Below are 24,035 nucleotides of genomic sequence, written 5' to 3'. Positions count from 1 at the left end.
GCTTGACCACAGCCAGGATCACGGCGACGCAGCCGCGAATTCGGCGGCATTATTAACAGTTCCGCGCTGACGGCAACATTAGACGTTGGATTCGCGTGGCGGGATGCCGCAGCTCCCGTTTCGGTTGTATCAGCACTCGGCAGCGGTCGCTGCTAACTGCATGTTTTCGTGCATAAAACCCGACTGGGATCAGGAAAATCATAGACAGTTAAGGAACGGCGCGCACAATTCGGTGTTGGGAGGAATGGAGAATCAACTAGGCCAAGGGGCTGTCATGCGCGATCATTCCGAAATGGACCTGATGCTCAAGGGGTATGGCCTGACCACGGCCAAGATTCTGTACCATTTTCCCGACCACCCGCATCTGCTGCAGAGCTTCATCTGGCAGGATTACGATCTGGCGCCGAAGTTTCCGGTGCTGATCAAGTTCATCGAGTTCTGGAAGGCCAGGCTCGACGGGCCGCTGCATTCGATCAGCTACACGCACCAGAAGCTGATCGCGCCGAACGAATGGCGGAAGGTGGATGGGGAGTTCGTGCTGCACTGAGCGGCAGTATAGCTGATCTCCCCCGCAAGGGGGGAGATTGGCAGCTTCAACGTCGGCGATCACACCGCAGGCGGGTTCAGCCGGGCGAAACCTTCCTGGCGGTGATAGGGGAAGTACGGGTAGGGCGCGGCCACTTCGCTTGCCTTGTCGAGCTTTTTGACCTGCTCCGGCGTCAACGCCCAGCCGACGGCGCCGAGGTTCTGGCGCAGCTGTTCCTCGTTGCGGGCGCCGATGATGACCGAGGACACGGTCGGGCGCCGCAACAGCCAGTTGATGGCGATCTGCGGCACGGTCTTGCCGGTCTCTTCAGCCATCGCATCAAGCGCATCCATGACCCGGTAGAGATGTTCGTCCGCGACCGGCGGGCCGAAATCGGCGGTGTCGTGCAGCCGGCTCTTTTCCGGCAGGGGCTGGCCGCGGCGGATCTTGCCGGTCAGGCGGCCCCAGCCGAGCGGGCTCCACACCAGCGCGCCGATGCCCTGGTCGATACCGAGCGGCATCAGCTCCCATTCATAGTCGCGACCGACCAGCGAGTAGTAGACCTGATGCGCGGCGTAGCGCGGATAAGCATGCTTGTCAGCTTCCGCCAGCGATTTCATCACCTGCCAGCCGGAGAAGTTGGAGACGCCGACATAGCGCAGCTTGCCGGCGCGCACGAGGTCGTCCAGCGTCGACAACACCTCCTCGATCGGCGTGCCGGCATCGAAGGCGTGCAGCTGCAACAGGTCGATGTAATCGGTGCCCATGCGCTTCAGGGCGGCGTCGACGGCTTTGATCAGCCGCGAGCGCGACGAGCCGTAGTCGGCCGGTCTGTCGCCCATCGGCAGCGAAGTCTTGGTCGAGATCAGCACCGCGTCGCGGCGGCCTTTGATGGCTTCGCCAAGCACTTCCTCGGAGGCGCCGTTCGAATAGACATCGGCGGTGTCGAACAGATTGACGCCGGCCTCGAGGCAGATGTCGATCAGCCGCCGCGCTTCCTTGGCATCGCTGTTGCCCCAGGCCCCGAACAGCGGCCCGGAGCCGCCGAAAGTGCCGGCGCCGAAAGAGAGTGCGGGCACTTTCAGGCCCGATGCGCCGAGACGTCGATAATCCATTTTATGCTCCTTGATGATGTCGAAGAAGGATTGCGCGTGATGCTCATGACTGGGCGCAGACCGGCACCCCGATTGTGGGGGCGCGATCGAGGCGCAGCGCCAGGGCAGCGACGCCAAGAGCCGCGACCGGCAGCAAAGCGGCGATCCAGGTTAGTGAGCCGAGGCCGAGGTCATGGGCAATCACCGCGCCGCCAAGCCAAGCGCCGGCGGCATTGCCGAGGTTGAAGGCGGCGATGTTGAAGGACGAGGCGAGGCTCTGGCCCGCGCCGCCTTGCGCCTTTTCCAGCACCCACATCTGCAGCGGCGCCACGGTGGCGAAGGCGGCGGCACCAAGCAGGCCGACATAGGTGACGGCCAGGATTTGGCTGTGGACGGCGAAGGTCATTGTGGCCAGCACCAACGCCAGCACCACGAGGCTGCCGAGCACCGCCGGCACCAACCAGCGGTCGGCGACCTTGCCGCCAAGCAGATTGCCGGCGATAAGACCGCCGCCGAAGACGAGCAGGATCGGCGACACGGCGGCTTCCCCAAAACCGGTGATCTCGGTGAGCAGCGGGGCGATGTAGGTGAAGACGGCGAAGACGCCGGCATAGCCGAGCACGGTGGTGGCGAGGCCGAGCAGCACCGGCGTGCGGCGCAGCACGGCGAGGTCGGCGCGCAGATTGGTCTTCTCGGGCGCTTCCTTGCTGCGCGGCACCAGAAGCAGGATGACGGCAAAGGCTGCCAAGCCGACCAGGGTTACCGCCCAGAAGGTGGCGCGCCAGCCGAAGGCCTGGCCTAGCCAGGTGCCGAAGGGCACGCCGAGGATGTTGGCGATAGTCAGTCCGGTGAACATCAGCGCGATCGCCGAGGCTTTCTTGTTGGGCGCGACCAGGCCGGTGGCGACCACCGAGCCGACGCCAAAGAAAGTGCCATGGGCAAAGGCGGTGATGATGCGGGCGCCCATCAGCGTCCAGTAGTCGGGGGCGATCGCACAGGCGAGGTTGCCGAGCGTGAAGATCGCCATAAGGGCCAGAAGGACGGTCTTGCGGGGCCAGTTGCCGGTGGCGATGGTCAAAAGCGGCGCGCCGATGACGACGCCCAACGCGTAGCCCGAAATCAACTGGCCGGCGGCCGAGATCGAGACTCCGAGATCTTTGCTGACATCGATCAGCAGCCCCATGATGACGAATTCGGTGACGCCGATGCCGAAGGCGCCGGCAGCGAGGGCGTAGAGAGCAAGAGGCATGGCGGTTTCCAGTTCGAACTCGAATGAACGCGCTGTCCAGATCCGCGCCCCGACCGCAGAGATCGTGTTGCCATGCCTTGTGAACCAGACTTGCCTTGGGCATATTTCCTGTGAAATAGATTCACAGATGGCCAGACCCGACATCAACCGTTCCGGCGAGATCGAAGTGTTCGTCCGCGTCGTCGAGGCGAGCAGCTTCTCGGCTGCGGCTCGTTCGCTGCGTATGACACCGTCGGCGGTGAGCAAGCTGATCGCGCGACTGGAGGCAAGGCTCGGCGCGCGGCTGGTCACCCGCTCGACGCGCAAGCTGCAGCTGACGCCGGAAGGGACGGCGTTCTATGACAGCGGGGTGCGCATCTTGGCCGATATGGCGGCGGCCGAGCGCGAGGCGGCCGTGGGTGCCGCGCCGCGCGGACGGCTGCGCGTCAACTCCTATGTGCCCTTCGGGGTGCATCGGCTGATCCCGCTGCTGCCTGATTTCCTCGAACGCTATCCCGAGATTTCGGTCGATCTGGTGCTGACCGACAGCGTCATCGATTTGATGGCTGAGCGTGCCGACGTCGCCATCCGCGCCGGGCCGCTCGGCGAATCGCGGCTGGTGGCGCGCAAGCTCGGGCAAACCCGGATGACGGTCGTTGCCGCACCGTCCTATCTCAAGACACATGGCACACCGCTGATTCCAGCCGATCTCAGCCGGCACAATCGCATGGCTTTCGGCTTTGTCCGGCATGTCGATGGCTGGCAGTTTGTCGACGCAGCTGACAATGCCATCACGGTTCCCATCGTGGGAAACACGCTGGTCGGCGATGGCGAGTCGATGCGGTTGATGGCGGTCGGCGGCGCCGGCATCGCCCGGCTGGCACACTGGCATGTGGCCGATGACATCGCGGCGGGGCGGCTGACGGCGCTGCTGGAGGATTTCAATCCGGGCGACGAGGAGCCTACCCACGCCGTCTATGTCGGCCAGGGCCGGCATTTGCCCGCACGGGTGCGGGCGTTTCTCGACTTTCTGGTCGAGAGCGTGCGGATGAGCTGAAAAGACGTTGGGGAGCCAGATGACCCCCCAAGCATCAGGCGACAGCGATGACTATTTCTTCGGGGTGAACGGCGCCGGGCGGCGACCGGCGCCCTGACGCTCCAGCATCCAGCCGGGATATTCGGCCGGCAGCGCACTGACCTCATCCAGTCTGGCGAGATCGTCGGCGTCGAGCTTCACCTCGGCCGCGGCAAGGTTCTGCTCGAGCTGCTCCATGCGGCTGGCGCCGATGATGACGCTCATGACGAAAGGTTTGGCCAGGACATAGCCGAGCGCCACCGTGGCGACGCTGACGCCGTGCTTCTGGGCGATCTCGCGCATCACGGCGACAGCCTCCCAGGCTCGGTCCTCATCGACCGGCGGGAAGTTGAAGGCGGCGCGGCGGCCTTCGCCATTGCCGGGCGCGCCGGGGCCGTATTTGCCCGACAGCAGGCCGCCGGCCATTGGCGACCAGACCATCAGGCCGAGCTTTTCCTCGTGGATGAGCGGCACGATCTCGCGCTCGAGGTCGCGGCCGGCGATCGAGTAATAGGACTGGATGGTCTCGAAGCGGGAAAATCCCTTGCGCTCGGCAACGCCCAGCGCCTTGGCGATGCGCCAGGCCGCCCAGTTGGAGACGCCGACATAGCGGACCTTACCGCTGGCAACGAGATCGTCGAGCGCCCGCAGCGTCTCGTCGATGGGGGTCACCGTATCGGTGCCGTGCAGCTGGTAGAGATCGATATGGTCGAGCTGCAGCCGTTCCAGGCTGCCCTCGACCGAATCCATGATGTGGCCGCGCGAAGAGCCGCGCTCGTTCGGGCCCTGGCCCATGGCGCCATGCACCTTGGTGGCAATGACGACGTCCGAGCGCTTGACGCCAAGATCCTTGAGCGACTGGCCAAGCAGGCGTTCGGACTGGCCGAATGAATAGACGTCGGCCGTGTCGAAGAAATTGACGCCGGCGGCGATGGAACGGGCAACGATGTCGTTGACGCCCTTCTGGTCGAGGCTGGCGATCAGGCCCCATTGGGCATTCTCGCCGGCGGCGCCGAAGGTCATGGTGCCGAGGCACAGTTCGGAGACGAACATCCCCGTATTTCCGAGTTGATTGTAGCGCATGGTGGCTCCAGCAGATTGGTGATGACGCCAAGCAAATAGGAACGGCGCGTTTCGTTTCCAGTCGTGGCGCAATCGACCTAGCGCAGTTGGCTCATAGAGCCCGTCAACCGTCGCGAGATCTTCATGCCGAAAAACCTATCAGAATTCCACGGGTCGGATCATCGTCTTTGAGCGGCGGTTGACCTCCTCGTCGAAATCGTCGTCCCACGCGGGACCGGAGAGAAGATATTCGGCAAGCGAAGGCTTTGCGCCGATCAGTTGGTCATAGTCATCAGGAGATAATACGACGGCAGCCGGCTTTCCGCGCAAGGTGATGGTTTGCGCCCCTTCTTCGTGCGCCTGTCGTACAAGCTTCGAAAGATTGTTTCTCGCGTCCCTGAGGTGCCAGTCCAAGAAGAATAGTCCTCGCTAACTCGCCGGATGTGCTCGAAACATTAGCTCGAATAGCCGAGGAACGACAGGTGTCTCACGAAGCCGAAGGCTACCGGCTTCCAAAAATCGCTGACCCGACCCGAACGCTGGTGGCGCCGAAGGCTATGGCGGTCTCGAAGTCGCCGGACATGCCCATCGACAGTTTTGCCACGCCGGCCTCCATGCCGAGCTTTTCCAGCAGGGCGAAATGCGGGCCGGGGTTTTCGTCGGCCGGCGGGATGCACATCAGGCCTTCGATGGCGAGGCCATGGACATCGCGGCAGCGGGCGACGAAGGCGACGGCGTCGCGCGGCTCGATGCCGGCCTTCTGCGGCTCCGAGCCGGTATTGACCTGGACGTAGAGTTTCGGCGTGCGGCCCTGGCGCACGATTTCCTTGGCGAGTTCGGCGGCGATCTTTTCGCGGTCGACGGTCTCGATGACGTCGGCGAGAGCGACGGCTTCCCTCGCCTTGTTCGACTGCAGCGGGCCGATCAGATGCAGTTCGATATCAGGGAATTCCGCTTTCAAGGCCGGCCATTTGCCTTGCGCTTCCTGCACGCGGTTTTCGCCGAAGACGCGCTGGCCAGCCTCGATGACCGGGCGGATGACGTCGGCCTCAAAAGTCTTCGACACCGCAACCAGCGTCACCGAACCGGCGTCGCGGCCGGCCTCGCGCTCGGCGGCAGCGATCCTCGTCTTGACGGCGAAAAACTGTTCGACGGCGCTGGCCATGTCCATATCCTGCCTGTCTTTAATCGTCTTGGCCGGCTCGCCGCAGTTGACGGGTCCGGCAATCCATGGTGAACACCGCGACGACATTTACCTTGGCCACCGGGCCTTGTCCGGCGGTCTGCGCCTGCTTTTAAGTGAAAATCATCCGATGGCAACCGAACGATACAATCCGCGCGCGTCAGAGCCCAAATGGCAGAAGGCCTGGGCCGAAAAGAAGCTGTTCGAAGCGCATAACAACGATCCAAAGCCGAAATACTACGTGCTGGAGATGTTCCCCTATCCCTCGGGGAAGATCCATATCGGCCACACCCGCAACTACACGATGGGCGATGTGGTGGCGCGCTACAAGCGGGCCAAGGGCTTCAACGTGCTGCACCCGATGGGCTGGGACGCTTTCGGCATGCCGGCCGAAAACGCGGCGATGCAGAACAAGGTCCATCCCAAGGAATGGACCTACGCCAACATCGCCGCCATGCGCGAGCAGCTCAAGATGATGGGCCTGTCGCTGGACTGGGCGCGCGAGTTCGCCACCTGCGACGTCGACTATTACCACCGCCAGCAGATGCTGTTCCTCGACTTCGTCGAAAAGGGGCTGGTGACGCGCAAATCCTCCAAGGTCAACTGGGACCCGGAGGATATGACGGTGCTCGCCAACGAGCAGGTCATCGACGGGCGCGGCTGGCGCTCGGGCGCGCTGGTCGAACAGCGTGAGTTGACGCAGTGGTTCTTCAAGATCACCGATTACGCGCAGGACTTGCTGGATTCGCTGAACGGTCTCGGCGAGTGGCCGGAAAAGGTCAAGCTGATGCAGCAGAACTGGATCGGCCGCTCGGAAGGGCTGCTGATCCGCTGGCCGCTGGCAGAGCCAAGTTCTAGCAAGATTGGTGGCGACACGAGCGAGCTGGAAGTCTACACGACCAGGCCCGACACCATTTTCGGCGCCTCCTTCATGGCGGTCGCCGCCGATCATCCGCTGGCCAGGAAGGCCGCCGAGAGCAATGTCGAACTGGCCAAGTTCATCGAAGAAATCAGACATATGGGCACGTCGGTGGCCGCACTGGAGACGGCCGAGAAGAAAGGTTTCGACACCGGCATCCGCGTCGTGCATCCGTTCGACGACTCGTGGACCCTGCCGGTCTACGTCGCGAATTTCGTTTTGATGGAATACGGCACCGGCGCCATATTCGGCTGCCCGTCGGGCGACCAGCGCGACCTCGATTTCGCCAACAGATACGGCCTGCCGGTGATCCCGGTGGTGATGCCGGAAGATGCCGACGCCAAAACCTTCCAGGTCACGGAAGACGCCTATGTCGATGACGGCGTGATGATCAATTCGCGTTTCCTCGACGGCATGAAGCCGGAGCAGGCGTTCGACGAGGTGGCAAAGCTCCTGGAGCAGAAAACCATAGGCGGGCGGCCAATGGCGGAGCGCAAGGTGAACTTCCGCTTGCGCGACTGGGGCATTTCGCGCCAGCGCTACTGGGGCTGTCCGATCCCCATGATCCATTGCGAGGATTGCGGCGTCGTTCCGGTGCCGAAAGCCGACCTGCCGGTCAAGCTGCCCGACGACATCGAGTTCGACCGTCCCGGCAATCCGCTCGACCGCCACCCGACCTGGCGGCATGTGAAGTGTCCGCAATGCGGCAAGGATGCGCGCCGCGAGACCGACACGATGGACACGTTCGTCGATTCGTCCTGGTATTTCGCGCGCTTTACAGCGCCCTGGGCCAATGAGCCGACGGAGCCGAAGGCTGCCGATGACTGGCTGGCCGTCGACCAGTATATTGGCGGCATCGAGCACGCGATCCTCCATCTGCTCTATTCGCGCTTCTTCACCCGCGCCATGCGCGCGACCGGGCATCTCGACCTGGCCGAGCCGTTCAAGGGCCTGTTCACGCAAGGCATGGTGGTGCATGAGACCTACCGCGTCGGCGGTGCGTCGAGCAATGGCCGCTGGCTGTCGCCGGCTGAGGTCAGGATCGAGGATGTCGGCGGCAAGCGCCGCGCCATCGAGATCGCCACCGGCGAAGAGGCGGCGATCGGCTCACTCGAAAAGATGTCGAAGTCGAAGAAGAATACGGTAAGCCCGGAAGACATCACCGATGGCTACGGCGCCGACACTGCGCGCTGGTTCATGCTGTCGGATTCGCCGCCCGAGCGCGACGTCGAATGGACCGACGACGGCGCGGCCGGCGCGCACCGCTTCATCCAGCGCATCTGGCGCCTGGTGTCGATCGCCGCCGAGACGCTCGACGGTGTCAAGCCGCAGGCGGCGAAGGAGGGCGAGGCGGGTGCCGTTTCCAAGGCCGCGAACAAGATCCTGAAGGCCATCGGCGAGGATATCGAGAAGCTCGGCTTCAACCGCGCCATCGCCCGCATCTACGAACTGGCCAATGCCTTGACCGCGCCGCTCAACGACGTCGCCGAGGGCAAGGCCGACGCGGCGCTGAAAGGCGCCTGCCGCGAGGCGGTGGAGATTCTTGTGCATGTGGTCGCGCCGGTCATGCCGCATTTGGCCGAAGAGTGCTGGCACACGCTGGGCGGCACCGATCTGGTCGCCGAACGGCCATGGCCGGTCTATGATCCGGCGCTGGTCGTCGACAACGAGATCGTGCTGCCGGTCCAGGTCAACGGCAAGAAGCGCGGCGATTTGACAATTGCCCGCGACGCGGACCAAGGTGCGGTCGAAAAAGCGGTTCTGGCTCTCGACTTCGTGCAGAAAGCGCTGGAAGGTAAGGCGCCCCGCAAGGTGATCATCGTGCCGCAGAGGATCGTCAATGTCGTTGCTTGACCTCAGAAGGATGGGGCCCGATCTGGAAAAGACGACGCGCTTGCTGCGCCGCGCAGCGCTGTACGGCATGGTCGCTTCGATGGCGCTGGTTTCGGCCTGTACGGTCAGGCCGCTCTATTCCAGCGCGCCGTTGACGGCCGGCTCGACGCTCAGCGCTTCAGCGGAACTGGCGTCGGTCGCGGTCAAGCCGGTCAAGACCCGCTACGCCCAGCAGGTCCGCAGCAATCTGATATTTGCCTTTGGTCAAGGCGCCGGCGAGCCGCCGGCGCCGGTCTACATGCTCGATCTCGGCGTCACCGAACTGGTCGAATCGGCCGCGGTGGTGCAGATCCAGACCGACGAAGACGAGCCGACGGCAGGCACGGTGACGCTGACCGCAAACTATGTGCTGACCGATGCCAGGACCGGCGTGGTGATCGCAACCGGCAAACGGTCGATCCCATCATCCTTCGACAAGCCGACGCAGGAGTTCGCCTCCTACCGGGCGCAGCTCGACGCCGAGAACCGCGCCGCGCGTGAACTGGCTGAAATGGTGAGCCTGTCGGTCGCCCAGGACTTGGTCAGGCACGGCAAGAAGGCCTGAGCATTCCCTGGCGCTGCCAACTAGACTTTTAGCAGTCCGCAACAAAAAGGCCGGTTTCCCGGCCTTTTTTCGTTTGTATCGAACCGATCTCAGCCGATCTTCTGGCCGGTCTTGGCCCAGTCGGCAGCGAACTGATCCAGGCCCTTGTCGGTCAACGGGTGCTTGACCAGCGCCTTCAGCGTCGCGGCCGGCGCGGTAACGACATCGGCGCCGATCAGGGCTGCCTGCTTGACGTGGTTCACGGTGCGAACCGAAGCGACGAGGATCTCGGTGTCGAAATCGTAATTGTCGTAGATCTGCCGGATCTCCTGGATCAGTTCCATGCCGTCCGCGCCGGTATCGTCGACGCGGCCGACGAAGGGCGAGATGAACGAGGCGCCGGCCTTGGCCGCCAGCAGCGCCTGGTTGGCCGAGAAGCACAGCGTTACATTGACCATGCGGTTCATCTCGGTGCGGATCGTCTTGCAGGCGCGCAGGCCGTCGAGCGTCAGCGGCACCTTGATGCAGACATTGTCGGCGATCTTGGCCAGGATGTTGGCCTCGGCCATCATGTCCTTGTATTCGATCGCAACGACCTCGGCCGAAACCGGGCCCTTGACGATGTCGCAGATCTGCTTGGTGACCTCGGCGATCTTGCCGCCGGATTTCAGGATCAGCGAGGGATTGGTGGTCACGCCGTCGAGCAGCCCCAGGTCGTTCAGTTCCTTGATGTCCTTGATGTCAGCGGTGTCGACAAAAAATTTCATGGGGGTCTCCTGAAAGATTTCCATGTGCATGCCATGCACATTCCGGGTTGCCCTTTGATCTAGACCAAAGTCGGGGCAAGGTCACGCCCGATGATCGAAGATTCGCCCTTTGTCGCAGCCGCGCCGGTGCTGGTGCCGATGCCGGCCGAACGGCCCTACACCTACGCTGTGCCTGCCGGCGTGCGCGTGGTGCCGGGCTCGATCGTGCGCGTGCCGCTCGGTCCGCGCCAGGTTGCCGGCATCGTCTGGGATGGTGCGGTCGAGAATATCGACGCCAAAAAGCTGCGCCCGATCGAACAGGTCTTCGACTGCCCGCCGATCGACCGCGGCATGCGCCGCTTCGTCGACTGGGTGGCGCAGTACACGCTGTCGCCGCCCGGCATGGTGGCGCGCATGCTGTTGCGCGCGCCGGAGGCGTTCGATCCCGAACCATGGATCGAGGGCCTGCAGCGGACCCTCGTCATGCCCGACCGGATGACGGATGCCAGGACGCGCGTGCTGGAGACGGCGGAAGGGGGGCTTGCCTGGACGCGATCCGGCCTGGCGCACGCGGCGGGCGTGTCGTCGACGGTGGTCGAGGGACTCAAGGCGCAAGGCGTGTTCGAGACGGTGATGATCCCGCCTCGACCGGTGGTCGCCGCGCCCGATCCCTCCTACGCCATGCCGGAGCTGATGCCGGACCAGGCAGACGCGGCCGCCATGCTGCGCGCCAATGTCGCGGCCGCTGCTTTCAACGTCACGCTGCTCGACGGCGTCACCGGCTCGGGCAAGACGGAAGTTTATTTCGAGGCGGTGGCGGCAGCCCTCGACCAGGGCAGGCAGGTGTTGATCCTGCTGCCGGAGATCGCGCTGACGCATGCCTTCCTCGAACGCTTCCAGCAGCGTTTCGGCGCCAAGCCGGCGGAATGGCATTCCGACCTGCCGCCCCGAATGCGCGAAAAGGTCTGGCGACAGGTGGCGGAAGGCGGCGTGCGCGTCGTTGCCGGGGCGCGTTCGGCGCTGTTCCTGCCGTTCCGCGAGCTCGGGCTGATCGTCGTCGACGAGGAGCACGACCCCGCCTACAAGCAGGAGGATCGCGTCTTCTACAATGCGCGCGACATGGCGGTGGTGCGCGGCCATATCAGCGGCTTCCCGGTGGTGCTGGCGTCGGCGACGCCATCGGTCGAAAGCCGGGTCAATGCGCAGCAGGGCCGCTACAGCAGGGCGGTGCTGTCGGCGCGCTTTGCCGAAGCCGCGCTTCCCGATCTCAAGACGATCGACATGCGGCGCGCGCCGCCGGCCCGCGGCGGCTTTCTGTCGCCGCTGCTGATCGACCAGATGCAACGTACGCTGGAGAAGAAGGAGCAGTCGCTGCTGTTCCTCAACCGGCGCGGCTATGCGCCGCTGACGCTGTGCCGTGTCTGCGGCCACCGCTTCGGCTGCCCGGTTTGTTCGGCCTGGCTGGTCGAGCACCGCTTTCGCGGCCAACTCGTCTGCCATCATTGCGGGCACAATGAGAAGCGGCCGGAGGCTTGCCCGGAATGCGGCACGCTCGACCATCTGGTCGCCTGCGGGCCTGGCGTCGAGCGGATAGCTGAAGAAGTCGTGGCGCATTTCCCCGACGCGCGCACGATCGTCCTGTCATCCGATTTGATGGGTGGAGTGCGCCGGCTGCGGCTGGAGCTCGAGGCCATTGCCAATGGCGAGGCCGACATCGTCATCGGCACGCAGCTGGTCGCCAAGGGCCATAACTTTCCCAACATGACGCTGGTCGGTGTCGTCGATGCCGATCTCGGCCTCGCCAATGGCGATCCCCGCGCCGCTGAGCGCACCTTCCAGTTGCTCAGCCAGGTGACCGGCCGCGCCGGCCGCACCGGCAAGAAGAGCCTCGGCCTGCTGCAGACTTTCCAGCCGGACCATCCGGTGATGCGGGCGATCGTCTCGGGCGATGCCGAGGCCTTTTACGAACGCGAGATCACTGAGCGCGAACGGGCAGCCCTGCCGCCCTTCGGCAGGCTTGCCGGCGTCATCGTCAGTGCGGTGACGCGGGCCGAGGCCGAAGGCCACGCGCGCGGCCTGCGCCGTGCAGCACCCCAGGCCAGCGACCTGTTCGTGCTCGGTCCGGCCGAGGCGCCGCTGTCGCTGCTCGGTGGGCGCCATCGTTTCCGTTTGCTGATCCAGGGTGAAAAGCGCGCCGACATCCAAGGCTTCATCCGCACCATGCTGGCCGAAGGGCCGAAGCAGCGCGGCTCGGTCCGCGTGCAGGTCGACATCGATCCGCAGAGCTTCTTGTAAGCACAAAGGCTGACGCCGCCGCCGGCCGCCCGTAAGCCGTTTGTCAAGAAAACTCAGCATCTTAGTGCCGGCTAAAATGCGCGCCGTTCATGTACCCGGCTCTCATCCGTTCGCTGACTAATCCTGATTTGAAAAGCCACAAAATAAATGTTGACTCGTTTTATCATGAATTATAACTGGGCCTTTCCGCTCTGGCGCTGGGGACCAGGGCATGGATGGGGACAGCATGCGCAGATTTTTCAGTACGCTTCTTTGGTCATCGGCTTTGGGTTCGTCGATTATGGCAGGCGCGGCATTTGCCCAGGAAGCCGCTCCGACGGACCAGCAGGGAGCCACCGTGCTCGATCAGATCCTGGTCACCGGCCGCAATGAAAGGTCGATTTCCAGCGTTGCCCAGTCCGTTCAGGTCGTGGAACGGCAACAGGTCGAGGAAGCAACGCAGGAAAATATCGACGCCGCGACCCTGATCAGCCGCATCGTCCCCGGCTACGCGCCACGCAACCAGACCATTTCCGGCGCTTCGGAAACCTTCCGCGGGCGCAGCGTTCTCATCATGGTCGACGGTGTGCCGCGCAACACACCGCTGCGGGACGTCTCACGCATCCTGTCGATGATCGACCTGAATTCGGTCGAGCGCATCGAAGTCATCAATGGCGCGTCCAGCCTTTATGGCGCCGGGGCCACCGGCGGCACGATCAACTTCATCACCAAGCGCGGCGATAGCGACAAGCCGAAGGTGACAGTGCGCACCGGCGTCACCGCCTTCACCGAAAACCCCGGCAAATCGGCCGGGCCCAGCACCAGCGTCTCGGTCGAGGGCAAGAAAGGCGATTTCGACTATTTCTTCTCGGCGTCCGGTGATCTGTCGCGCCGCACCTATGACGGCCACGGCAACGAGGTGGCTTCGGACGCCATGCTTGGCCAAGGCGGCGGCGACCGCACCGGCACGGGCAATCTGTTCGGCGTGGCCGGCTACCAGTTCGATTCCAGGCGCTTCGAGGCCAGCGTCGACTGGACCTATGCCAACCAGAAGCCGGACTGGTTCACCGATTACAGGACCAATCCCGTCTCCCCGGATTTCGGCGATCCCTATGAAGGCAAGCCGCTGAAGGAAGATTCGAAATATCTGACCGCCAAATACACCGACAGCGACTTCGCGCTCGGAAACCTCGAGGTCAAGGCGTTCTACAACGACATCTTCAAGCAGTCGCCCTTTACCAAATTCTCGGCCGTCAACAGCCAGGTGTATTTACCGACGAACCCGACGCGGCCGGTGATCCTGCCGCCGGGTACCGACCCGACCGCCGACTTCAACCAGACGGCGCTGCAATCGCGGCGCAGCGGCGTCAACCTGACCGTCAACACGCCGATGAACTTTATCACTCAGGGCAGCACGCTGACCTGGGGCGCCGACTACGTCTTCGATGCCACCGATCAGCAGCTGACCAACGGTCAGGACGCCATCTCGCCCACGACCCAGAACTCGGTTGCCTTGTTTGCGCAAGGCGAAATTCCGGTGACGGATCGCTTTCGCATCAGCGGCGGCGCGCGCTACGACCAGTTTTATCTCAATGTTGAAGACTTCACCCGGCCTGCCGCTGCCGTTCTGCTCGGCCGCAACATTATCGGCCTGCCGGCGATCCGGGTGACCGGCGGCTCGTTCGACTACGACGCCGTCACCTTCAACGCCGGCGCCGTCTACGATCTGACCGAAAGGATGCAGCTTTTCGGCAATTTCTCGCAAGGCTACAGCCTGACCGACATTGGCGGCTTCACCCGCCGGGCCGGGTTGAACTCCAACGCCGAAACCTGCGACGCCTATGGCACCGCCATCCGGCCGCTGCTGCCGTGCACCAACGCGCCGGATTATGCGATCAGCTATGCCGATATCGCGCCTGAACCCCAGCTGGTGAACACCTGGGAAGCCGGTCTGCGCGGCGATTGGGGCGACTATCGCGGCGGCGTCAGCACCTATCTGTCGACCTCGGACAACGGCGTCAGCTACGACATCGTCAACAACCGGGTATCGCAGCAGAAGGAACGTATCTGGGGCGTCGAAGCCAATCTCGAGGCAGACCTCAGCGGCATGTTCACGCTGGGCGGATCGGTCGGCTATGTCGAAGGCAAATACGACGCGGATCACGACGGCCACATCGAAGCGAACGAGTATCTGCCGAACAACCGTGTCCCCTCGACCTACAAGGGCCTGGTCTATCTCACCACCCGTTTCGAGAACGAGCTGACCCTGCGCAGCGAGTTGGAGCTGTTTTCCGGACGCGACCGCATCGCCACCCAGGAACTGGACGGTGCAGCACTGGTCAATCTCGCCGTCTCGAAGACGTTCGGCAATGAAAGCGTGCTGAACCTTGCCGTGCGCAATGTGTTCGACACCTACTACATCAACCCTTCCGCATCGGCGACCCGCGGCGCCGACGTTCCGGGTCTGGGACGTTCGGTCGCTCTGTCCTACCAGATCACATTCTGAGGGGCGGCGGTGGCGGTGTCTCTCCAACGAGACGGTGCATTAGTCTCGCTGCTGGCAGAAGCGCCAGCCGATCCGGCGGATGGCGCGCGCTATATCGAGGCGCTCGGCCGCCTTTCGCAGGAACGGGAGCCGTTCGTGCTCCTGGTTGATATCCGCATCGAGATCGCGCTGAGCGACGCCCGGCGCAAGGCGCAAAACCTCTGGTACAAGGCGGAACGCGAGCAGCTCGAAAAAGCCTGCCGCGCCTGTGCGCTGGTGCGCCCCGCCGCCGACGAGAACATGCAGCGCGTCTGGCAAAGCCTGTTCGGCTTTCCAGTGCTCGTCACCCGCAGCCGGGCGGAGGCCGGCGCCTTCCTGAACGGTTACGCACCGAAGGACTATGTCAAATGAGCGCCGACGCAGACCGGCCGGCGCCCGCCGGGCTTCCGCGCCTGCGGCTTTTCGTCGTTCTCGCCTGCCTTTATCTGGCGCAGGCCATCCCGAGCTATCTGTTTGCCGCGGCGATCCCGCCGATCCTGCGCGAGCAGGGCGTGTCGCGCACCGCCATTGGCTTGATCGCGCTGCTGATGCTGCCGCTGGTGCTGAAATTCCTATGGGCGCCGCTGGTCGACCGCTTTCGGCCAATGGCCCGCGCCCATCGCGCCGGCTGGGTCATCATCACCCAGATCGGCGTCATCGCCGGCATCGCCGCCATGCTTTGGATCGAGCCGACCGATGTCGCCGGTATCTTTGCCGTCGGCCTTGTCGTGAGCCTGTTGATGTCGACCCAGGACATCGCCACCGACGGCTACGCGGCCAAATATCTCGACCCGAAGGACAGGCCGATCGGCAATGCGATCCAGGGCGGCGCCGTCGCGCTCGGCGTCGTTCTCGGCGGCACGCTCGGCCTGTTGGCTTATCATCATGCCGGCTGGCAAACCATGGTGGCCATGGTGGCCGCGCTGTCCATCATCCCGCTGGTCGCCGCCTTCGCCATGCGCGAGACCGATCCCGTCGCCAGCGCGCCGCAGGCGGCCATCGACCGCCCCTCGATCCTGCGCTTTCTGCGCCGGCCGGAGGCACGCCAGATCCTGTGGATCGCGCTCATCTACCGCGCCAGCGAGGGGCTGGTGAAGTCGATGGAAGGCTCCTATCTCGTCGATGCCGGCGTGCCGCTCGATATCATCGGTTATCTCTCGGGCGGTGCCGCGCTCACCGTCGGGCTCGGCGGCTCGGCGCTGGCGGCGTGGCTGCTGCACAACAGGGGCGCCGCCTCGGTGCTCGGCCTGCTCGGCGCGCTGCGAACCATCTGCTTCCTGATCTTCGCGCTACACGCTTTCGGCGCTATCGCCGGCTTCTGGCCGATCTTCGGCGCCTCGTTCCTGCAGACGCTGGTGCGCTACATGGAGATCGTGGCGCTCTACAGCCTGTTCATGTCCGTCACGTCGTCGGACCAACCCGGCACCGATTTCACCATCCTGTCCTGCGCCCAGCTCATCGTCTACCTCGTCGGCTCCATGCTTGCCGGCCGCCTTGCCGACATGCTCGGCTACTCCGCGTTGTTCACCCTGGCGACAGTGCTGTCGGGCATCGCCGTGGTGGCGACCTATCGCATGCTGAATGCCCATTTCGCCGATGCCGCAAAGACCCAGCCAGGAACGCCGATGCCGCTGCCGGAGGTCGCCGAATGAGCGCGGGTTCGCTAGTGCTTATGAATCATGGCTGCAAGACCGGCGGCGGCCAGAGCCAGCGCGGCGCAGCCGGCCAGCGGCGCAAAGGGCCAGAGCGTGAAGGCGAAGCCGCCGGCCAATGCGCCGATGCTCTGGCCGAGCACATGGGTGCTGGTGAGCCAGCCGGCCGCCGCGCCCTGCTCGCCGGGCTCCAGGCGCTTCATCAGCCAGGCGGTGTAGCCGGGTGTAGCCAGCGCAATGCCGGCCGCTGCCACCACCAGAGACGCTGCCGAGGCAACATGGCTGGCCGTGACGGCCAGCGCCGTCATGCCGACGCAAACCATGAGACAGCCGACGATGACGCTGTTGCGCTCCGCCAGCCGCAGGCGCGCCATGAGCAGTCCCTGGACCAGAACCATGACGACGGCGACCAGCATCAGGGCCAGGCCGGTCAACGTCGTGGCCTGCGTCGCACCAAGGCCAAAACGCTGCTGGGTCATCGGGCCGAGCATCATCTGCACCTGTCCGAAGCCGAGCGTCAGGCACAAGCCCATCGCCAGGCAAGGCAGAGCGCGGCGATCGAAGGGCGATATTCCTCGGCCGACGTCGGCCGCCCTGCCGTCGGTCCGTCCGCCGGCTTCCCCTTTGCCCCGCGCGAGCCACAGCAACAGCGGGCTGAACAGGAACAGGATGGGCGGCAGCAGCGGCGACAGGACGGCAGCCGTTGCCGCCAGCGCGCCGGCCAGCCGCCCCATGCTGACGCCGGCGCCAAGCAGTCCCAGCGCGGCCTGTCGCCTGTCATCGGCAACCGAGCGGCTGGCCCAGACCTGCGCCGTCGGCATGACGCCGGACGCGGCAAAACCGTACACGGTTCGCGAAAGCATCAGCAAAGCGATGCCCAGCGCGGCTCCCGTGCCGGCTATCAGCAGAATGGCGAACACCGCCTGGCCGGCCAGCATGGCGAGGCCGAGCAAGCGCAGCAGCCTGGCATGGCCAAGCCGCTCGCCCATGCGACCCCACAGCGGCGAGCCGACCAGAAAGGCCGCCGCGCCGACAGCAGTTGCCGCGCCGATGGCAAACGTGTCGAGCCTCAGCCGCTCCATCACCAGGGGAACGAGCGATACGAAGGCCGACTGGCCGAAGCCGATTGCCGAGACCGCGGTTGCCAGGCGGCGCAGAAGCGAAGATCGATTTTTCATACGGGTCGTCACAAGACCAAGCTTATTTCTTGTTCAGAATAGATAATCAACAGAAATGTTTAAAGACGACAACGTATAAATGCAATGCATGCAGTTATTGGGATTTATGGGGGATGCACATGGAACAAGTAAAACCAGAATCTTTCTCTGCATTAAGCCCGTTACTCAATGCGTTGCTGCGGGAATGGGATAGCTGGGAATTCGTCGACGCCAGGCAAACCGGGCTGTTTCGGCCGCAGGCAGCCGTGCTGCGTCTGAATTTCCCTGCCTCGCGCGCGGCGGTGCTCGTCGAGGCGCGGCATCGCTCGAAGGTTGGTTACCACGATTTAGCGATGCCGCTCTGGCGCCTCGATATTAGTAACGAGGGGGCCGATGGCGAAGCGACCGAGATCGACCTTTTCAGCCTTTTGGCGCTGATCCTGGCGGATCCCGACATTGCCGGCCGGGCGACAGCGAAAAGCCGACTGACCTTCCTGCGCCGCAGCCTGGCCAGCATCGCCGCAATCGCTGACGCGACTGCGGCGCGTGGATCGTCGCGGCCCTTCTCCGAAGGCGATCCTGATTTCATCGATGCCGAAAGCGCCCTGCGCTTCGGCCATGCCGTGCATCCGGCGCCGATGAGTCGCGAAGAGTTCACGCACACGGATTCCGCGCGCTTCGGGCATGAATACTGCAATGCATTCAAACTGCGCTGGTGGGCCGTCGACCCGACCATCCTCACTGGAGGCAGCGTCGAGCCGCTAGATGTCACCGAGATGGTCCGCGGGCTTGCCGCCAGCGATCCGCAGCTGCTTGCTCGGGCTGGCAAGCAACAGGGCAAGGTTCTCGTTCCGATGCATCCGTGGCAGGCCGTACGGCTCATGCTGGAAGACCGCGTCGAGCGCCTGTTTCGCGCCGGTCGTATCGTCGATGTTGGGCTCGGCGGACCAGCGTGGCGGGCCACGACCTCGCTGCGCACGGTTCATTCGTCTGAAGCCGAGTGGATGCTGAAATTCTCGCTCAGCCTGCGCCTGACCAATTCCAGGCGCATCGTCGAGGAGCATGAGTGCCGGCGCGGCCTTTCGGTGCACCGGCTGGTCAAGGGCAAGCTCGGCTATGCCTTGCAGCGGCGCTGCCCGACCATGACGGTGCTGGGTGAGCCCGCCTGGTTCGGCCTGCGTGACGAAGACGGCCGGCTGATGACGGATACCATCGTCTCGTTTCGCGAAAATCCGTTTCGCGGCACGGGCAATCCGCCGGCTGCCGTTCTCGGCGCGCTTTGCGAGCGCCATCCCGGCCGTACCGAAAGCCATCTGTCCGACCTGGTCCACCGTATCGCCCGCGACGAGAAGCGACCTGTCGAGGAAACGGCGCGGTTGTGGTTCGAGCGTTTCCTTCATGCCGCCATCGAGCCGTTTATCGTTGCCTTCTCGGAATTCGGCCTGCTGTTCGGCGCCCATCAGCAAAACCTCGTCGTCGGCCTCGCCGGCGGCTGGCCGAATGCGCTCTATTTTCGCGACTGCCAGGGCACCGGTTATGTCGAGGAATTCCTGCCCAGGCTGCGCGAATTCGCGCCCGAGGCTGGTCAGGCGGGCGATCATGTCTTCCCAGCGGAAGCGGCCGCGAAGCTGTTCGGCTACTATCTGGTCGTCAATGGCGCTTTCGCCGCCGTCGCAGCCCTTGCCGCCGCTGGCCTCACCAACGAAGACGATCTGCTGGCGATATTCCGCCGCTCGCTCGAGCGGCTGGCCGCCACGCCGATGGCTGACCGGTCCTGCGTCGACTATTTGCTCAACGCGCCGACGCTCGCCGCCAAGGGCAATTTCCTGATCGCGCTGCGCGACATCAATGAGAACACCGAGGTGACCGATCCGCTGGCCGGTTACGTCGAGCTTCCCAACCCCCTGCATGTGAGAGAATACGCATGAACATCGAGGCTGCGAAAAACTGGTCACCCGCCACCGTCGCCGGCAACGAAGGATGGCAGCATCTGGCCTCGGCCGCGGAGCCGCTCGCCATTTGTGCCGGCGATGGCCATGTCAGCCTGGTCAACGCTGAGGGAACAGCGGTGGGACAGGCCCGCATCTCCATCGCGGATGGCCGCCTGCTCATCGACGATGTCGCGTTCATTGGCGGCCGCCTCGACCAACCGCAAATCCTGGCAGGTCTCGTCGACGCCGCGCTGCGCCTGCATCCTTCCTTCGACTGCGCCTTCCTGCCGGCGGCCAAGACGCTGTGGCCGGTTTCGGCGCTGGCCACCGAGACGGCCGCAGGCGAACCGGAGCGCGCCGTCATTCATCGCTCGGTCCTGCGCCAGCTGCCGCTGCTGTGGCGCAGCCAGGCCTCGCATGTCACCTATCCGGCATTGACGACCGCTATCGGCCCGGAAGACCGGCTGCCGCCATTGCGCCAACCGCGCCCCTGCGGCCCGATGTACGAACGCTGGATTCCGGAAATCGGCCTCACCGTGTCGCTGCGGCCGATCGACCGCCGGACCGATCTCGACCTCTTCCATCGCTGGATGAACGATGGCCGCGTCGCCTTCTTCTGGGAACTTGCCCAGAGCCATGAGGATCTCGACAAATATCTCGCCGAGCAGGAAAGCGATCCGCATATTTTCGGCGTCATCGCCAGCTTCGACGGCGAGCCGACCGGCTATTTCGAGTTCTACTGGGCCAAGGAGGACCGGCTCGGGCCCTATTATGAGCCGCACGACTGGGACCGCGGCTGGCATGGGCTGATCGGCAATATGCGCCATCTCGGCCGGCCGAAGACGCTGTCACTGTTCCGCTCCGTCACCCACTATCTGTTCCTCGACGAGCCGCGCACGCAGCGCGTCGTCGGCGAGCCACGCGCCGCGCACCAGAAGATGCTGAGCTATTGCGCCGGCGCCGCCTACGACAAAGTCAAGGAGTTCGACTTCCCGCACAAGCGCGCGGCGCTGGTCTGCTGCGAACGCGAGCGCTTCTTCCGCGAGGTGCCGCTGTGACGGTGCAGCAACCGATTGCCAAAGCGGGGGAGGCGACACGCTGGGCCGCGATCAACCGCGACGCCGTCGCCAAGGCCATTTCCGAACTGACCTTCGAGGAGTGCCTGTCGCCGCGCGAGCTTTCGCCCGGCCGATGGGAGCTGACGCTCGGCCCCGGCGTGACCTATCGCTTTGCCGCGACGCGGCGCCTGTGGGGCCAGATCGCCGTCCGTCCGGAGACGCTGACTCGCGACGCCGGCATCGAGCTGCCGGTCGACGATGCGGTCGCCTTCTTCGCCGACGCGCGCGAGACGCTCGGCATGTCGCCGGCAACATTCTGCACCTATGCGAAGGAGCTTTACAACACGCTGATGGCCGACATGCGGATCGCCAAGGCACGCGGCAATCGACCGGCCGCCGATCTAGCCGCGCTGCCGGATACCGAGTTGCAGGCATTGCTCGACGGCCATCCGAAGGCCCCTGCCAACAAGGGACGGCTTGGCTGGGGACGGGACGACTTCGAGCGCTACGCGCCAGAATCGGCCACCGCATTCCAGCTCTTCTGGCTTGCCGCCGCCAGCGATCGCTGCCTGCTGGCGCTTGACTGCGGGCTCGACGAAGAGGCGCTGCTGCAGGCCGCACTCGGCGACTACGAGCGCGCAAGGCTCGAAGCGGCTTTCAGCGCCGCCGGGATCTCGCGATCGACGCATAGGCTGCTGCCGGTCCACCCCTGGCAGTGGCAGGCGATGATCGCCTCGCAATATGGTAGCGAGATCGCCGCCGGCCGGCTGGTGCCGCTTGGCCAGTTCGGCGATCCGTTCCTGCCCTTGCAGTCGCTGCGCACGCTTGCCAATGTGGCACGGCCCGAGGCGCTGCACGTCAAGCTGCCGCTGACCGTCCTCAACACCTCAGCGTGGCGCGGCGTGCCGGGCAAATACATGGTGATCGGCGCCGATCTGTCGCGCTGGCTGGCCACGGTGGCGGCCGCGGACCCGGTGCTCAAGGACGTCAAGGTCTTGCAGGAAGTCGCCGGCGCCTTCTATCCGCATCCGCACTATACCGGCGTTGAAGGCGCGCCCTATCAGTTTTGCGAGATGCTGGGCGCCATATGGCGCGAAAGCCCCGAAAAGGATCTGACAGCGGGCCAGCGGCCGATGATGATGGGCGCCCTGCCGCAGCGCGACGCCCATGGCAGGCCGATCGCCAGCGCCCTCATCGAGCAATCCGGCCTTGGTCCGGAGGCATGGCTGGACCGCCTGTTCTCCACGGTGTTCGTGCCGCTCTACCACTTCATGTGCCGTTACGGCGTCGGCTTCATCGCCCATGGCCAGAACGTCACCATCATCCTCGACGGAGCGGCGCCTCTCGGCGTGGCGGTCAAGGATTTCCAGGGCGACCTCGATCTCGTCGACCAGCCGTTTCCCGAACTGGCCGGCCTCGACCCCAAAATCCTGTCGACGCTGAAGCGCCGGCCCCCGGCACATCTTCTCCAGCATCTGCAAACGGGACACATCGTCAGCGTTCTGCGTTTCCTGTCCGAGGCGCTGGCCGCCTATGACCGCTTCGACGAGAGGACTTTCTACGCCATCCTGGCCGGCGCCATCCGGCGCTACCAGGCGCAGAACCCGGATCTGTCGGAACGGTTCGCGCTCTTCGATCTGTTTGCTCCGAAGATCCCACGCATCGCCATCAACAAGGTGCGCTTCGCCATCGGCTACGGCGACAGCGGCGAACGCCCTCTGCCCGACCTTGGCACACCGCTCGACAATCCGCTTAACCCCGAGTCAGCCCGGCGATCTCCCATCAGCCCAGCCAGCTCCATAAGGAGTTCGCCATGACCCATACGCTTGACCTCGCAGGCATCGGCATCGGGCCGTTCAATCTCAGCCTCGCCGCCCATCTCGATGCGGTGGACGGCGTCGAAGCGCGCTTCTTCGATCGGGCGACGCGGCTCGAATGGCATCCGGGCATGATGCTGCCGGGCGTCGAACTGCAGACATCCTTCCTCAAGGATCTCGTCACCGCGACGCATCCGACCAGCCCATGGTCGTTCATGTCCTATCTGGTCGCGCAGAAGCGGTTCTATGAATTCCTCAACGCGGATTTCTCAGCCATCCCGCGGCCGGAATTCGCCCGCTATCTCGGATGGGTCGGCGAGAACTTGTCTTCGCTGCGCTTCGCCAGCGCCGTCGACCGGATCGACTTCGACGGAACGAATTTCAGGCTGCGTATCGGCCGCGAGCAGGTGAACGCGCGCAATCTCGCCATTGCCGTCGGGCTGGTGCCCAACATCCCCGCCTGGGCGCGGGCGGCGGCCTCCGATCAATGCTTCCACAACGCCCAGGCCGCCAACCGCCTCGATCGCCTGAGCGGACAGCGTGTCGCCGTGATCGGCGGTGGCCAGAGCGGCGCCGAAGTGCTTCTGCATCTGATCTCCTCCGACCGCTTCGCCGGCCGCGAAATCGAGTGGATCTCGATGCGGCCGAATTTCCTGCCACTGGACGACTCGCCTTTCACCGACGAACTCTTCACGCCGGGCTATGTCGAAAACTTCCATCGGCTGCCGCAAGGGCGGCGCGGGACGATCCTGGAACAGCAGCTGCTTGCCGGTGACGGCGCATCGACGAGCACGCTGAAGGCGATCTATCGCCAGCTTTACACGCTGCGGCACCTCTCGGAGGAAACGACGGCGGTCAACATGACGCCGCACCGCGAAGTGCTGAACGTGACGCGGGAAGGCAGCGAATACCGGCTGATCATGCGCAACGGCTTCGACGGCGCCATCGAGACGCGCACCGTGGATGCGGTGGTTCTGGCCACCGGCTATGCCTTTGCCATTCCTGATTGCATGGCACCGCTCATGAACAGGATCGCGCTGGACGAGCGCGGTCATTACAGGCTCAACGCCAGCTTCGAGGTCGAATGGGACGGGCCCGACGACCGCCGGATCTACGCGCTCAATGCCGGCCGGCTCAGCCATGGCATAGCCGAGCCGCAGCTCAGCCTGATGGCTTGGCGCAGCGCCAAGATCGTCAATTCGCTGCTCGGGCGGGCACAGTTCGATCTCGATCTGCCCGATCCGCCGGTTGCCTGGAGTTCAAGGCACACGATACAAAGCCTGCATCATCTCGGCGCCAATGCGAGGATGACCGAATCGGGCGCGCGGTGATGTTTGTGGAGGCGGGCCGAAGAGCGTGGTACGGCGCGCGTT

At 64.5% G+C, this 24,035-nt stretch carries 19 protein-coding genes; 12 read left to right on the top strand and 7 right to left on the bottom strand.

Features of this window, described 5'->3' with window-relative positions:
- Window positions 1-274: 274 nt before the first annotated feature.
- On the top strand, window positions 275-547 hold the full coding sequence (locus tag NKJ64_RS07755; RefSeq protein WP_023668649.1) for an usg protein: 273 nt from the start codon (window positions 275-277) through the stop codon (window positions 545-547).
- Window positions 548-606: 59 nt separating this feature from the next.
- Here NKJ64_RS07755 and NKJ64_RS07750 read toward each other — a convergent pair whose 3' ends face one another.
- Window positions 607-1,641 (bottom strand): aldo/keto reductase, encoded by a 1,035-nt coding sequence (locus NKJ64_RS07750; RefSeq protein ID WP_352462275.1) that lies wholly within the window; start codon window positions 1,639-1,641, stop codon window positions 607-609.
- Between the two features lie 43 nt (window positions 1,642-1,684).
- Entirely contained in the window at window positions 1,685-2,869 is a 1,185-nt protein-coding gene (locus NKJ64_RS07745) for an MFS transporter (RefSeq protein ID WP_352462274.1), read from the bottom strand.
- A gap of 127 nt (window positions 2,870-2,996) precedes the next feature.
- On the opposite strand from NKJ64_RS07745, the gene NKJ64_RS07740 reads away from it, so the two are divergent.
- Window positions 2,997-3,905, top strand: a complete 909-nt coding sequence (locus tag NKJ64_RS07740) for a LysR family transcriptional regulator (protein WP_023806389.1) — start codon at window positions 2,997-2,999, stop codon at window positions 3,903-3,905.
- Window positions 3,906-3,956: 51 nt separating this feature from the next.
- Here the strand turns inward: NKJ64_RS07740 and NKJ64_RS07735 are convergent, their stop codons facing one another.
- The 3 genes from NKJ64_RS07735 to NKJ64_RS07725 form a co-directional block, all read right to left on the bottom strand.
- Window positions 3,957-5,006 (bottom strand): aldo/keto reductase, encoded by a 1,050-nt coding sequence (locus tag NKJ64_RS07735; protein ID WP_352462272.1) that lies wholly within the window; start codon window positions 5,004-5,006, stop codon window positions 3,957-3,959.
- Window positions 5,007-5,144: 138 nt separating this feature from the next.
- Window positions 5,145-5,399, bottom strand: coding sequence for a type II toxin-antitoxin system Phd/YefM family antitoxin (locus tag NKJ64_RS07730; RefSeq protein ID WP_023668654.1), 255 nt, complete (start codon window positions 5,397-5,399; stop codon window positions 5,145-5,147).
- A gap of 88 nt (window positions 5,400-5,487) precedes the next feature.
- Window positions 5,488-6,150, bottom strand: coding sequence for a YggS family pyridoxal phosphate-dependent enzyme (locus NKJ64_RS07725; protein ID WP_023815279.1), 663 nt, complete (start codon window positions 6,148-6,150; stop codon window positions 5,488-5,490).
- 148 nt (window positions 6,151-6,298) lie between these two features.
- Between NKJ64_RS07725 and leuS the strand changes: the two genes are divergently transcribed.
- Both leuS and NKJ64_RS07715 read left to right on the top strand, forming a co-directional pair.
- A complete protein-coding gene (gene leuS, locus NKJ64_RS07720; protein ID WP_352462271.1) occupies window positions 6,299-8,941 on the top strand; it encodes a leucine--tRNA ligase in 2,643 nt (880 codons plus the stop codon).
- Window positions 8,928-9,524 carry an LPS assembly lipoprotein LptE gene (locus NKJ64_RS07715; protein ID WP_352462270.1) on the top strand — a complete coding sequence of 199 codons (597 nt, stop codon included), beginning with the start codon at window positions 8,928-8,930 and terminating at the stop codon, window positions 9,522-9,524. The genes leuS and NKJ64_RS07715 overlap by 14 nt, the downstream gene beginning before the upstream one ends.
- A gap of 89 nt (window positions 9,525-9,613) precedes the next feature.
- On the opposite strand, the gene fsa is transcribed toward NKJ64_RS07715, so the two are convergent.
- Complete coding sequence (fsa, locus tag NKJ64_RS07710) at window positions 9,614-10,270, bottom strand: fructose-6-phosphate aldolase (protein ID WP_023684088.1); 657 nt, start codon at window positions 10,268-10,270, stop codon at window positions 9,614-9,616.
- Between the two features lie 90 nt (window positions 10,271-10,360).
- Here fsa and NKJ64_RS07705 point away from each other — a divergent pair, with 90 nt between their 5' ends.
- From NKJ64_RS07705 to NKJ64_RS07690, 4 genes are all read left to right on the top strand, one after another.
- A complete protein-coding gene (locus tag NKJ64_RS07705) occupies window positions 10,361-12,544 on the top strand; it encodes a primosomal protein N' (protein WP_023684089.1) in 2,184 nt (727 codons plus the stop codon).
- A gap of 280 nt (window positions 12,545-12,824) precedes the next feature.
- Complete coding sequence (locus NKJ64_RS07700) at window positions 12,825-15,029, top strand: TonB-dependent receptor (protein WP_352462268.1); 2,205 nt, start codon at window positions 12,825-12,827, stop codon at window positions 15,027-15,029.
- A gap of 15 nt (window positions 15,030-15,044) precedes the next feature.
- Window positions 15,045-15,419: a hypothetical protein gene (locus tag NKJ64_RS07695; RefSeq protein ID WP_352462267.1), complete on the top strand. Its 375-nt coding sequence runs from the start codon at window positions 15,045-15,047 to the stop codon at window positions 15,417-15,419.
- The gene (locus NKJ64_RS07690) at window positions 15,416-16,699 is read left to right on the top strand and encodes an MFS transporter (protein WP_023755519.1); all 1,284 of its coding nucleotides are present in this window, start codon (window positions 15,416-15,418) and stop codon (window positions 16,697-16,699) included. Before NKJ64_RS07695 ends, NKJ64_RS07690 begins: the two co-directional genes overlap by 4 nt.
- Before the next feature lie 11 nt (window positions 16,700-16,710).
- Here the strand turns inward: NKJ64_RS07690 and NKJ64_RS07685 are convergent, their stop codons facing one another.
- Window positions 16,711-17,877, bottom strand: coding sequence for an MFS transporter (locus tag NKJ64_RS07685; RefSeq protein ID WP_023726130.1), 1,167 nt, complete (start codon window positions 17,875-17,877; stop codon window positions 16,711-16,713).
- A gap of 119 nt (window positions 17,878-17,996) precedes the next feature.
- Between NKJ64_RS07685 and NKJ64_RS07680 the strand changes: the two genes are divergently transcribed.
- From NKJ64_RS07680 to NKJ64_RS07665, 4 genes are read left to right on the top strand one after another with little or no spacing between them, the layout of a single operon-like run.
- The gene (locus NKJ64_RS07680) at window positions 17,997-19,784 is read left to right on the top strand and encodes an IucA/IucC family protein (protein WP_027050560.1); all 1,788 of its coding nucleotides are present in this window, start codon (window positions 17,997-17,999) and stop codon (window positions 19,782-19,784) included.
- Window positions 19,781-20,845 (top strand): GNAT family N-acetyltransferase, encoded by a 1,065-nt coding sequence (locus NKJ64_RS07675; RefSeq protein WP_023755520.1) that lies wholly within the window; start codon window positions 19,781-19,783, stop codon window positions 20,843-20,845. Before NKJ64_RS07680 ends, NKJ64_RS07675 begins: the two co-directional genes overlap by 4 nt.
- Entirely contained in the window at window positions 20,842-22,662 is a 1,821-nt protein-coding gene (locus tag NKJ64_RS07670) for an IucA/IucC family protein (protein ID WP_352462264.1), read from the top strand. The genes NKJ64_RS07675 and NKJ64_RS07670 overlap by 4 nt, the downstream gene beginning before the upstream one ends.
- Window positions 22,659-23,993 (top strand): lysine N(6)-hydroxylase/L-ornithine N(5)-oxygenase family protein, encoded by a 1,335-nt coding sequence (locus NKJ64_RS07665; protein ID WP_023829312.1) that lies wholly within the window; start codon window positions 22,659-22,661, stop codon window positions 23,991-23,993. Before NKJ64_RS07670 ends, NKJ64_RS07665 begins: the two co-directional genes overlap by 4 nt.
- Window positions 23,994-24,035: the final 42 nt, after the last annotated feature.

The organism is Mesorhizobium sp. M0062, assembly GCF_040323125.1.
Taxonomy (GTDB): Bacteria; Pseudomonadota; Alphaproteobacteria; order Rhizobiales; family Rhizobiaceae; genus Mesorhizobium.
This window is presented reverse-complemented; position numbering and strand designations above follow the sequence as displayed.